We start from the raw sequence: 13,321 nt of genomic DNA, 5'->3' as shown, positions 1-13,321 counted from the left end.
CAAATTTATGATACATATTAATCATAGAAAACTGAGGAAATGATATTGCTTTAGTAATTCTTTACTTCAAACATTAGTAAGTGATGATGAGTTTAATCTTTTTCACTTTGAATTAATTTTATCAATCTTTTCGTGCATGCTTCTTGCGGATAGTTTTCAGTAATAAATCTTCTTCTTAATTCTTTCGATAGATTTGATTGTAAAGAATCATTTAGAACTTTTTTAATCGTGCTAATCATATCTTCCATAGAATGATTTACAAGCCAATCTAATGTATCGTAATATTTATAATCCCTTTCCTCTAATAAAGATTTATAAACAACTACAGGTATATCTAATAACATTGCCTCTAACCCTACTGTTGAATTCGAGATAACCACAAGATTTGCATGTAAAATGACATCATACATGTTCACTTCATTTGTTATATATTTAACATTAGGATATACGTTACTTAACCTAATATATTCTCCTACTAGGTTACGCCCTTTTTCCCAAGGGTGAGGCTTTATAATAACCGTAATATTTTTGTCTTTCACTAACTTTTCAGTCAGTTCAATATAAAATGAAGTTTTAAATGGCTGGGTTGCAATAAAAATCACTTTTGTAGAGGGGTCTATTTTTAATTTATTAAAAATAGTTTTTTTATCCACATACGCTCTATTGAAGATCTCATCATATCTGGGGTGCCCTATTATCTCAATTTGAGATTCACAGCCCCCTTTTTGAAGGTACCAATCTTGCTCATATTTTCCATATACGACCTGCTTTGTTGCAAAAACTGGAAAGTATGCTTCCTCTCCCATTATTGCACCATGCTGAAGACAATAACTTGGTATCCCCTCACTTCTAGAAAGAAAAGTAAGAGCTCTACTTGTTATATCTTCCGTAGTACCAACAATCACACCAGAAATATCTTGTTCTTTAAAAATAAAATGGGTCATATTAAGTTTCTCAATCATGATAGGGAGGTCGCTGAGTAATTTTTTTTGAAAAAACATGTTTGATAATAGTGGGTGTTTATTAAACTTTAAAAAGAGTTCTTTAGCTTTTTCTATGAAAACATGTGCGGTATTAGAGGCTTTATTTATATAATCTGGTGCACAAATTGTAGGAAGACCGTAAAGTTCTGTCTTTTTTGATCTTGTTAGTATCTTTGTTTGATTTGGATTAAAGTGGGTAAAGTTACTTACTGAAAAACGGAGATAATCTGAATTTAGGAGGATTGCTCCATTTTGATTTTTTCTTTTTACTTTTGATTGAAATACAGAAATTATTTTTTCAAACTCTAACTGTAACTGTGTTTCCTCTATGGGCTCAATTGACAGCTGCTTGTAAAAATTATGATCTTTCATTTTATTTTTTATATCTTCATCTAAATATTGATAAAAATTACTTAGTAATGGTAAAGGAATGTTATAATGCTTTAACTCTGAAAAAATTTTTATATATTCTAGATTTAATAACCAGTAATTTTCCAAATAAATGTCACTCAATATTTCACCCTCTTTTTCTTCTTAAGTCTTCTCTTAATTCTTTACATGTTCTTTGTGGTGGTAATAGTTGTACAAATTCATTTTTTTCTTCGGCAAATAACTGCGCATGTATTGAATGAGGAGTAATATAATTAATATCTAAAACTTCATTTAAGGGATAAAAATCCCAATAGTGATTTAACCTCCAAAAGAAGCGTGCATCTCCTATCCGATAAAACTGTGGATCTTCATCCCAGTAAGAATTCCACCTTTTTTCAAGAATTGGTAAAACAGAGGCTCTATGCATAATAGAACAATGATCAATGGTACATGGAGCATTATTCGTAATTTTTTTTGCAGGTCTTTCAACCGTTTTAGTGGGCATATCTGATTCATCTATATGAATCGTTTTTGATGCAGAGTAAATAATTTGAACATCTTCATTCTCATCAAGATAACTAGACATCTTTTTAAGGCGTTCTTCTTCATATTGATTATCATCTGTAATATAAGTTATATATTCCCCTTTCGCATGCTTAAGTGCCTCATTAATTAAAGCAGCATATCTGACTCTTTTTGTCCGTTCAGAAATATGGGCTACATTACTTTTATAAAAATGAACATTTTCCTTATTTATGAATGGTTGAATCACCTTCTGGGTCATTTCATCTGAATCATCATCCATTATAAAAAGCTCGAAGTCTTGAAAAGTCTGGTTTAATACACTTAATATCGATTTTTCAACAAACGCAGGCTTATTGTAACTTGTCATTATAACTGAAATTTTAGGCAAATACCCCTCTCCTCCTTATCAACAAATACAAAAACAGTTACGTTATTATATAAACAGAAAGGACAATCCGTTCCGATAATTTTAAAAAAGGTTTCTTTATTTATTAAAATTAATAGCAATATTTATATTCACCTATATATCTTTTTCACTCCACTATAGTCCATACCATATCTATGAAAAAGTAATAAACTATTCATGTGCAAAAAAAGAGAGTATTAATAAAGAATGTTTATTTATTACACTTTACTAAATAAACATTCTTTATTCTTAGAAGAGGTGGAAACTTTGCAACCCCTAATATCAATTATCCTTACCAGTTATAATAAGCCATCATTAATTAATCAAGTCATTGAAAGTATTCTAATGCAAACTTATAAAGAATGGGAACTGTTTATTATGGATGACAACTCCTGTCAAGAAACGATAAATGTCATAAAAAATTATCTAGAGGACCCTCGAATTACTTATAAGAATAGTTTTATACAAGATAATGAGAGATATAAAACCACCAGATATGCAACACTTATCAATGAGGCACTTCCATTAACCCGTGGGGATTATATTTGCTATTTAACGGACGATACTATATACCTTCCAAATAGATTAGCTGAAATGTTATCTTTCTTAGAGAAACATCCTGAAATTGATGTAGTGTACTCTTCTCAATACGTAAAATATGTTGATTATAACCTACAATCTAGAAATGAATTTGTGAGAGAAGCTTCGAAAATTTTATATACAGCTGCTAATGTTGTAGACCACTGTTCAGTTATGCATACTAGAAGAATATTATTAAAGGTCTATGAAAAGTACTGTGAATATTGGGATACAAATCCTTTATATTGGTTTGTTGGAGATGCAATGTTTTGGAAACGCCTAAATGCATTCCAACCTTTTTATCCCATTAGCCAAGTGCTCGATATTACTTTTAAAACACCCTTCTCTTTTCAAAACCTATATGCTAACCTCCCTTCTAAAGATTTAAATGGTATTTTGTTTAGTAATTCACACGGTGAAGTATTTTTAATTGATAACTTTAAACGCAGGTTTATTTCGAAAGACATGCTTTCCTACTTCAAATATACTCAAAATGAAATTATCTTAATCCCCAATCCATTTATCTACAAATATACAGAAGGTCCTCCCATAACCTCTACAGAGTCAATTCCAAATCTACGGGTTGTACAAAATGAAAAAGGAGAGTTATTTTATATAGAAAATAACCAAAAACGACCATTTATTAATACCATAGCATTTCGCAAATTCAAATTTTCAACTCAGGAAATTATTAAAGTTTCACAACGTAGTTTAGATCAATTTTCAGATGGACCACCTATTTATCCAAATATATCTAATTACACGATTCTTCCAGAAGGAAAAGTATTTATCTATCATCATAATTATTTCATCATGACCGATTACATGCTTCACCCTATAGATAAAGACATATTGCAAAAACTGTATTTATTTAAAAACTGTATACCGATTTCAAAGACCAGTTTATCCTATTTTAAGATTGGCCCTCCTATTTCATCCTATCCCTCTTATCTAGCAGAAAAATACTTAGAATAGAATCAAGGAATAGTAAAAAAACAATAGAAAGAGGTCCTAAACTAAGTACTATAATTACTTACGGTATTATTAAAAAATTAAACGGATTGATAAAAGTAAACTAAATAAAGATTCACATTTTTATAGTAGTATCCCCTAATGGGATGATATAAGTTTCTCCTTAACTTATAAAATAAATAAAAATAATCCATTAAAATGCTTATCACGAAGCCAGATAGATAATGTTTTTAAGAAAGACAAGAACTAACATATTAGGTGTCGTTTACAATTGTCCCCTGTCTGATAATCAAGTCGCTTAATTCAAAAAATTGAAACCCTTTAGGGTTTATTTCGTATACAAATCTTTCAATAACATACACTTACCCTTTTAAAAAAAGAAACAATCTCGCCTAAAATTGAATTTATATAATCTTAGCTTGATAGCTATGGGGCGGTACTCCCTATACAACAAAAAAAGCACCCATGTTGGATGCTAATTCTCATTCTGTTTCTTGATTTTCTTCTTATCTCTGATACTTTCAACAATTGATGCTAACATAACAGCGAACCCGAACAGAATACCTATACCTGCGATATTAAAGTATCCCATTTTTTTAGATACTAAGGTTATAGCTAAGGATACACATAATAAAAACAGTGTAAACAGTCTTTTTTTGTTCTCCTCTGGCAAACTAACTTCTCCTCCCCTAGAAGATCATCTATATATAATTAGACATTAAATATATTGATCACACTCATCATAAAATCTATTTATCCTTATTATTTCATAATACTAATTAATTCTCAATATCTCATATAAATAACCAATTATCTTTATAATACAAAAAACATTACTGAAGTGACAGCTTTCAAGGGGCTGGAGAGGAGGCTCCACTACGTTAGTTCAAACAAAGAGTGGAGAGCTCTTTGTTTTCTACATCAATAATAAAGAGCGTGAGTAATTACTGATGTACTTGATAAAACATTGTTGCTCTAAAAATTTAATGCAAGTGTAACTCAATCATGAGCAACCACCCCCATTCCATTTTCAAGAGACGACATTAATATAGAATAGAGAATTATTATGTTCACTATCAGCTCAGAGGATATGGCAGTCTCTGAACTGATAGTGAACATAATTAGAAACAGCATGACGAATGCGAGTCATTTCACACCCGCTACACTGGAATATGTCATTGTTATATATTCATGGGTCTTCTCTTCTTAACACGGGTTCTTACCGCCTTGTCCGCCCTACTATGCGATATACGTTACCGTGACATTCTCGCATCAGAACATTCACTAACAGGAGTGTTAATCCTCTTCGTTATGCGGTTTTCAAAGAGTTTGTACATTAAGAATACCGGTGATTTCATTATCAAAATTCCCCCTATTTAGTATCCTTTTTTGTCGGGATTTTGTCGAAGATTTATAAATACAAAAGGCAGGATCATTATTGAATGATCCTGCCCTTTCCTTCAAACTATATTCTTTATAATAAGTAATTATAATTTTACTCTTAGGTAATTTGTTAATACACCTTGCTTATGAACGCCGCCTGTATCTGATGTTACACGTACATCATATAATCCCGGTGTAACACCGCCTAGTGGCAATGATATATCGAAATGACCAGCGCCAATATCATGACGTTGTACAACAGTTCCGCCTTTTCTAACTAATTCAACCAAACTGTTACTATAAGGTACATCTCCCACTACATTAATAGATGAAGCGCCCTTACCATAGCTATTATAATCAGTATGGAAATCAATAGAACCTTTCGATGAATATGCAAATGCATCAGAAGTGCTAAAAAGAAGTCCGCTTGATAAAACAATACCTGTTAGAAGTGTTTTTCCTAATTTTTTCATTTTAAAACCCCCAGAATTTGTTAAATACAATTACCATTATATAGGAATAATATTTATTTTTGGTTAAATATGCATAATTACATATTTTTTAATATTTTTAGTTAATAATGGATATACAAAAATCAAATCGTCCTCACCGACGTAGCAATCAATCGAATTGCATTCTTTTTCTTATTGTAGAAATGATCTCTTTTAATTGATAACTCTTGGTATATAAAAATATCTTTTAGCTTTTCTCCATTTAGGTACTTCATCTTAATTATTTCAGCTTCGTCACAATCAAGAACGTTTTGAAACGCCTTATCTATTTGCTTAAACTTATTTTTGAACCCTTTATATGTCTCGTCATTGATTTCTGGAAAGGATGCTAATTGCTCCATCTGTAATCCTCCTATTTCTGGATTTGTCTTTTTAATATTACATAAGGTACGTGAAATTTTGCCATCTCATTGTTAAATAAGGGAAGCATGCAGAGTAGCCCCCACCATCCACTCTGCATGCTTCCCTTATCCATCAAACCTTTAATAACTTACATTTCTTGTTGGCTATCTTCTCTTTTGCTACTTCAATGTTAATTGCTACTCTCTTATGGTCCTCATCAAATTCAATCATGACATCAAACATAACTGGAGTTGCCGCTTCATCAATGTATTGTAAGTAATCCACTGGTGCTCGTTCAGTTTGTTCTACTAGGTACCCATAAATATCAAAGTCTGCTCTTGGTATGGACTTTTTTCCTTTTGGCTATTGCGACATCCTTACATAAGACCGAATGACTAATGGTAGTACCACGAATATTGACTTGTCCCTGCTGAACCCTATAAGGAAGAAACCGCCCCCATTTCCTCCGCCTTCTCTAAGTAATCCAATTGACGCTGTGCAATGTTCTTTAAATTAAATCAAATCGATTTATCTCATTTGTAGACTTCGCTTCAAATGCTACTGCTCGTCCTTTATAAGAAATAACTTCTCCTACTACCGTGTTAGAATATGCTGCATTGTTTTTAGTCAAATATCGTACGAATAACACGCTGTGTTGTTCCCTCCCACTCTAAACGTATTGTCTCTTCTAGTAAAAGAATTGCCGTTCCATTCTTACTATCTAAAAGCAACTCTTCTTTTTCATTAGACACCTTTTATATACCTATATCCATCAACATATCACTGTATTGACTGTTCATTTCTGTTAATACAGTGATATGTTGATTCACCTAATTTTCCTAACATGACTTTCTCTCCCTTTTATCTTTTCCGACAAAAGACTCCTTCTTCAAAGATTCGTTCTACTTTCATTTTCAAGTACCCTCCTTTCACACAAACAAGAATTGCCCAAGAGATTACTTAAATTCTAAGTACATTCGACAAGAATTGATCATTTTCTGAATTTCCTTGAAAAAGTTGTAAAATTACTCCATTTTTTCTTCTATTTTGCTATGATAGTAACAATTAAATTGGATTAGGACATTTCTATAGGATGGGGGAGTATATAATGAGTGTTTCAGTAAATGAAAATGAGCAATTAACCTCTCTATTGAACGACTGGTATCGATCTATGCTATCTCAACAAGTTGTAAAAGCTACTAATCTAAAAAAGAATATTGATGAAAAGATTGGCAAGTTAAGCATTGAGCCGAATCAAGAACGTCAGGATCAAAATTTGTTACTGTATTACTCATTACTGGAATTTCGTTACACTGTCTTAACAGATAGCCTTGGTATTCAACAAAATAATTTTGATGCTATTAGCGATTATGATATGCCTACAGACCATTTTCTACGCTTCTATTATCACTTTTTTAAATCCATTCATTCCACTTTTATATCAAATTATACTGAGGCAGAGGAACATTATAAACTGACAGAAAAGATATTAGTAGATATACCAGATGAAATTGAACATGCTGAATTCTACTATAGAATCGCTACTTTTTATCATCATACCTATAACATGGTCGCTTCTATTGAATACGCAAATAAATCGAGAGCAATTTTTTCGAAGTATGAAGGTTATGAAGTAAAAACAGCTTTTTGTAATAGCTTACTAGGTGGCTGCTGTATCTATTTAAAGCAGTACGAACAAGCAGAAGAATATCTACATTCTGCAATTGATTTACTAAAAAAGAATAAGGAAGAAGATTCGTTGTTATATGTAAGAAGTACTATGGGGTGGCTCTATTCTGATCAAAGCATGTCTATTTTAGCTATTCGTCATCTTTCAGAAGTAACGGATAAAATCCCTACACACTTTAAGGCTATCTTCCTACAAGCTAAGGAACATTATAAATTAGGGGAACAATTGATAGCTAGCAAACTCATTGATAAGGGATTAAAGATTTGCAGAGAAATTCATAACGAAGAATATATACATCACTTCTTTATTTTAAAAAGATTAAACGAAAACATTCCATTGGAAGAATCAGAAAAAATCATTCGAGAAGGAATGTTATACTTTGAGAAAGAAGAGTTATGGGAATATGTTGTCGAATACGCTGAATTATTTGCTACAAAATGTAGACAATTAGAGAATCACAAAAAAGTAAGTGACTATTTCCAAATTTGTTATCGAGCAAGACGAAAATCAATCGAAAAAGGAGTGTTAAAATAATGAAAAAAATTAGCTTATTCTTATCTGGTATTGCTTTTATTGGGGCGTTAACGGTGGGAGTTTCTCAATATTCTAAAACAGATCAGCTTGCTACACATGGACATTATCCTGCTCCTTCATATAGTGTTGGCGATCATGGTGGTGCACCACAACAAATTTAATTTAAATGCCGAAATATGAACTATACTTTTCCTGTAGCTTTCTTCTTTCTAAACATAAGTTTTACGATACACTAAAAAAGATTAACTACCATTTAAAGTAGTTAATCTTTTTATAAAATATATATTATAATTATTTACATAATATAAGCTTTTTAATTCTTATTCTTTAACACGCTTTCTAGGATTCTATCCTAGAATCTGAACTTATATCTTAAATCCACCAATTAACTCTTGAAGTTCTTCCGCCATCTGTGCTAATTGTATTGCTGAAGAGTTTATCTCTTCCATAGAAGCATGTTGTTCCTCAGATGAGCCTGCTATCGTTTGCACGCTTGAAGAATTCTCTTTCACAGCCATAGCTATTTGATCAATCGATGTATCGACTTTCATTGCATCAGTTGTCATTTTATTTGATAGTCCCACCATACCATGCACTTTTGATACAATATCATTTGCAGATTTTGAAATCTCATAAAAACTTTGTTTTGTATCATTCGCAACCTGAATTCCCGACTGTACTTCTACTCCTACTTCATTCATAGCTTTTACAGTCTCATGTACATCTGCTTGTATTTCGTTGATTAAACTTCCAATTTCCATTGAAGATTCGGATGATTGCTCCGCCAACTTTCTAACTTCATCGGCAACAATTGCAAATCCTCGTCCCTGTTCTCCTGCTCTAGCTGCTTCAATCGCTGCATTCAATGCTAATAAATTTGTTTGTTCCGCAATATTTTGAATCGCCTCTAATATACTTCCGATTTTCTGCGATTTTTTATCTAATAATTTAATTACATAATCGGATTGTGAAACAGAGTGATGTATAGAATGCATTTGTGTTACAGTTTGTTCTACTAATTGTTCACCCTCATTGGCTTTTTGTTTTGTGTATATGGATGAAGCCGATACTTCAGAAGCATTAGTAGCTACGTATTGAATATTTCGTGTTACTTCACCAATTAATTTAGCTCCAGACTCCACTTCATTATTTTGAACTTCTGCACTATTCGAGATTTCTTCCATCTCTCTTGTAATTTGTTCTGTCGCATCACTTGCTTGCTCTACGCTTGCAGTTAATTCCTCAGAAGAAGCAGCTACATGTCCTGCAGATGTGTTAATTTGAGAAATAATATTACGTAACGACTCTGCCATTGTATTGAAACTACCACCTAATTGACCAAGTTCATCCTTTGAACGAATATCTATTTTCTCAGTTAAATCTCCCTGGCTAATTCTTTGAGCTGAAATAACCAATTGTCTTAATGGGTTAATAATAGATCTAAGTATGAAGAAAATTACAATTCCACCTAATAATAATGAAGCCCCTATTATAGAGAGCGTTTTATAAAAAATAGGATTGGTAGCCTCTTCAATTTCTTTCGTGGGCATTACACCAGCTATTTTCCAACCTGTTTTTTTGTTTGTCTTAAAGCTTATGTTTCGGTCTTCACCATTAAGGCTATACGTAATTACTCCATTTTCTTTCTTGTACAGTTCATCCGCTAAAGTCTTCTCTAACTTCTCTCCAGGCTTTAATGATGGATGTACAACTATAGTTTTATCTTGACTTACTATAGATACAAATCCTTGCTTGCCAATTTTTATCATTTTGGATGTTTTTACAATATCATTAATATTTAAATCCACACCAATGACACCACTTTTATCTGCATTTTGCTTTGCAATTGCAATTACCATATTTCCTGTAGCCTTTGATTTATAGGGAGACGAAACAATAATTTCTCCATTGGCTTTTACTGCGTCCTTATACCAACTACTTTCTAACGGATTAAACCCTTCTGGTATTTTTCCAACAGGTGCATGAATAAATTGATTATTACTAGATGTAGTATAAATCGTTTCTATCTCTGGATGTAACTGTATATATTGATCAAAGTTATTCTGTACATTTTGCAATTGATCAGGATTATAATCACCTTGTGTGAGTATCTTTGCAAAATGAGTTACATCTATATGTTTATTTTCTAATTCATCATCAACTATCTTATTTAAAATACTCACATTATCTTTCGCAGTTTGTAGAATTGTTTCATTAAGATCTGTTTTCGACTCATCATAAGATGTTATTCCAACGATAAGACTAGGTATAATTAATATCGCTATAAATGCCATAGATAACTTTGTTTTAAGCTTTATTTGCTCTAATTTACTTTTTATATTAAACACTATATACTTCTCCTTTTCATTCATACTACTCAAATATTTTATTTAAATGTTTGCTCCTTTATTTTCTCTCTACGCTCATTTATAGTATTATTCGAAATGAAATCAACATTACACTCTTTTATAAACATATTCATATATATATATTTAAATTTAAAAAGCTGCGTTTTTTATCCTCCTTTCGAATATGTTATTTTTCTAGATTAAGCAATTATTAGACTACGAATTATTCCAAATAAACTGGATGAAACCATACTTTATTTAAAAAATAATTATTGACTTTGTTTGGATAAAAGTTTAATTGAGCGCTATTCAAATCGAGTGAAATCCTTACCATAATAAATTCACTAAACATAACTAAATGAATTTATTCTTTTAATAATTATATTTAACTGCCTTTTAACCATTCTAACTGCATCATTTCATTCATTTATTTATTTACTACAGTCACTTTTGTTTTATTGAATCACTAAACCATAAATTCCGAATAGAAGAATAAAATAAATTAGAGAATTTCATTGTAACATGTATATATAAGTTTTAAATATTAAAATTTATAAATTATATATTTTTCATATGCAATATTACATGCAAAAAACCTTAAATATTTTGTTATACTATGCATGTGGATTTTTCATCCAAAATCCACTCAAACGCATATTTATGTATATGCCACCCTAATTGATGAAAGTGAGAAGAATGTTTATCATTTTTCTCACTTTTTTATATTTAAAGTGTTTGCTTTCACTAAATTCTTTAGATATTTTATATTTAAATCTCAATAATCCACACATGTGAATGCTGCTATAAATAAACTTAAAAAGAGAATTAGAATCTAAATTTCACCTATAAAATTATTTGTTTTCTAAAATCATCCCAGCATCTTTATCAACTCATTTTAGAATATTTAAACAATAATTTTATATACAAGCTCTGCATAAATTATTCATTTTCTATTATATAAACTCTACCTTTTTACTTCTGAAAAATATTAAACATTGGATTATTATACACAAACCCAAAAACATGAGGTATTTTGTAGAATTTTGTCTATCAATATGTATGTACACCCTTGTGTAGTGGATATAGACTGTGAGGTGTAAGGAGATACCTTACAAAATAATGAAAAGGAGATTATAAGATGAGTAGATTAACAAAATTCTCAAAGTTAGCATTTACAACATTAATTGTGGGAAGTAGTTTAAGCGTCTTTGTTTCTTCACACAGTGTACAAGCTGACACCTTAGATCATAATTACCAAAACACTGTAAAATTCATACCACCCGCTAGTGCTAGACAAGCATTGGAACAAAAAAACACTATTCTGCCTGAATCAAAAGTTATTAAAAACCATTATGTAAAATACTCTAAAGCACATTTCCAATCTAAAGAAAGTATACCAAAAGAGATTTATTACTCTTCAGATGGCTTTAAGGGCTATATACAGGCAAGTACCGTCTGGGATATGGGAGATCATTTCGCAACACTATATTCCGGAACCGTTATTCGATGTTAGACTTTTAATCTACTTCTCCAAATGCTTATTATGATCAATAGCACACTGCCAATACTGTAATTGTAATACCTATTGTTCAAAAAAAATAAACCACAAAACCTTTCAATTTCATGGTTTATTAAATATAAAGATAATGCTAAACGAATACTCTAACATTACCTTCCCCAAAGTTAATTATAGAGTATTTTCAAAGAAAAGACACCCGAAAGGTGTCTTTTCTTCTGTTAATCTAAAGAACATTTTCTTTTTCAGGAAGATTCAATAATCCTTCTAATCTAAACCTCTTCTTTAAAGACAATTTGATCACGATGCGCAAGAATTTGTAACAATATCAACATGTAGTTTAATTCTGAATCAAAATTCCAGCACCACATTTGCTCTTTTAAAGATTTTCTGTCTTGTTCTTAATTTTGTCAAAATCCTCTTATATCTATCCAAAAAATACATGTTATTATGATTTTAAGAAACTATGCGTTCCCTTAACCCTGTATCCGACCCTGTATGTTTACAGGGTCTTTGTTTATTTTATTAGGCTTGTATGAGTTAATACACACCCGATTTCAATTGAAATCGTTTAAATGTTAGTTAGTTTTTGAAATGATATATCTTAAGTTTTTTAACCAATGAAATCTAATATTAGATTTCTAAACGTTTATTAACATTATACGTATAGTTTCAATTATATTAATTGAATATTGGTAATAGTAAGTATACATATTATCAATTTACTATATCTTACATTTATGTAAAAATAGACGTATGTTGAGTTTTTTCAAAATCTTTTCCCTAATAAAGATTTGAAGTAGCATTTCATGATTCTCCTTACTGTTAATATGCCTTGAAAAAGAACCCTACAGGGTTCTTTTTTCTCATTACATCCTCCGCAAATCCTTCTTTAACATACACTTGTATTAAGTACTTACCACTTTATTTTGCTGTAACTTTCAGGGAACTTCCCAGTCTCGTATTTTATCCATTCGTGAGAATGACCAATGCATCCTTTGTATTCAAGATGTAGCTTAATAACACAGTGAACTACCCGCCACTTAACGTCCTAACGGACTGTTTGAAGTGGGGGCTTCTCGGTTAGTCGTTACTTTTGGTAGCTAACGAATTCGTCCTAAGACAGCCGAGCTAACTCCCTTGTTCCAAGGGTTATTTT

At 31.2% G+C, this 13,321-nt stretch carries 9 protein-coding genes and 3 pseudogenes; 4 read left to right on the top strand and 8 right to left on the bottom strand.

What is annotated here, in order from left to right; all coding sequences use genetic code 11:
• Positions 1–92: 92 nt before the first annotated feature.
• A complete protein-coding gene (locus tag G9F74_RS23625) occupies positions 93–1,496 on the bottom strand; it encodes a CDP-glycerol glycerophosphotransferase family protein (RefSeq protein WP_016107718.1) in 1,404 nt (467 codons plus the stop codon).
• Positions 1,497–1,500: 4 nt separating this feature from the next.
• Complete coding sequence (locus G9F74_RS23620) at positions 1,501–2,268, bottom strand: glycosyltransferase family 2 protein (protein ID WP_016107717.1); 768 nt, start codon at positions 2,266–2,268, stop codon at positions 1,501–1,503.
• A 285-nt stretch (positions 2,269–2,553) separates the two neighbouring features.
• Between G9F74_RS23620 and G9F74_RS23615 the strand changes: the two genes are divergently transcribed.
• On the top strand, positions 2,554–3,840 hold the full coding sequence (locus G9F74_RS23615; RefSeq protein WP_165406300.1) for a glycosyltransferase family 2 protein: 1,287 nt from the start codon (positions 2,554–2,556) through the stop codon (positions 3,838–3,840).
• Positions 3,841–5,324: 1,484 nt separating this feature from the next.
• On the opposite strand, the gene G9F74_RS23610 is transcribed toward G9F74_RS23615, so the two are convergent.
• The 4 genes and pseudogenes from G9F74_RS23610 to G9F74_RS23595 form a co-directional block, all read right to left on the bottom strand.
• Complete coding sequence (locus tag G9F74_RS23610; protein WP_098631050.1) at positions 5,325–5,693, bottom strand: hypothetical protein; 369 nt, start codon at positions 5,691–5,693, stop codon at positions 5,325–5,327.
• Positions 5,694–5,815: 122 nt separating this feature from the next.
• On the bottom strand, positions 5,816–6,073 hold the full coding sequence (locus tag G9F74_RS23605; RefSeq protein WP_165406281.1) for an ArpU family phage packaging/lysis transcriptional regulator: 258 nt from the start codon (positions 6,071–6,073) through the stop codon (positions 5,816–5,818).
• 133 nt (positions 6,074–6,206) lie between these two features.
• A pseudogene (locus G9F74_RS30455) lies at positions 6,207–6,651 on the bottom strand (Holliday junction resolvase RecU); the annotation flags it as partial.
• Positions 6,640–6,874, bottom strand: a pseudogene (locus tag G9F74_RS23595) (hypothetical protein); the annotation flags it as partial. The pseudogenes G9F74_RS23595 and G9F74_RS30455, both read right to left, overlap by 12 nt.
• Before the next feature lie 308 nt (positions 6,875–7,182).
• Here G9F74_RS23595 and G9F74_RS23590 point away from each other — a divergent pair.
• Positions 7,183–8,298: a tetratricopeptide repeat protein gene (locus tag G9F74_RS23590; RefSeq protein WP_165406280.1), complete on the top strand. Its 1,116-nt coding sequence runs from the start codon at positions 7,183–7,185 to the stop codon at positions 8,296–8,298.
• Entirely contained in the window at positions 8,298–8,459 is a 162-nt protein-coding gene (locus G9F74_RS23585; RefSeq protein WP_016107704.1) for a hypothetical protein, read from the top strand. The genes G9F74_RS23590 and G9F74_RS23585 overlap by 1 nt, the downstream gene beginning before the upstream one ends.
• A 204-nt stretch (positions 8,460–8,663) precedes the next feature.
• Here G9F74_RS23585 and G9F74_RS30595 read toward each other — a convergent pair whose 3' ends face one another.
• Both G9F74_RS30595 and G9F74_RS30590 read right to left on the bottom strand, forming a co-directional pair.
• Positions 8,664–9,482: a methyl-accepting chemotaxis protein gene (locus G9F74_RS30595; RefSeq protein WP_395940742.1), complete on the bottom strand. Its 819-nt coding sequence runs from the start codon at positions 9,480–9,482 to the stop codon at positions 8,664–8,666.
• A 123-nt stretch (positions 9,483–9,605) separates the two neighbouring features.
• Positions 9,606–10,592 (bottom strand): annotated as a pseudogene (locus G9F74_RS30590) (HAMP domain-containing protein); the annotation flags it as partial.
• A gap of 1,192 nt (positions 10,593–11,784) precedes the next feature.
• Here G9F74_RS30590 and G9F74_RS23575 point away from each other — a divergent pair.
• Entirely contained in the window at positions 11,785–12,159 is a 375-nt protein-coding gene (locus G9F74_RS23575) for a hypothetical protein (RefSeq protein WP_098133011.1), read from the top strand.
• Positions 12,160–13,321 lie beyond the last annotated feature (1,162 nt).

Source organism: Bacillus sp. EKM202B (assembly GCF_011066025.1).
Taxonomy (GTDB): Bacteria; Bacillota; Bacilli; order Bacillales; family Bacillaceae_G; genus Bacillus_A; species Bacillus_A toyonensis.
This window is presented reverse-complemented; position numbering and strand designations above follow the sequence as displayed.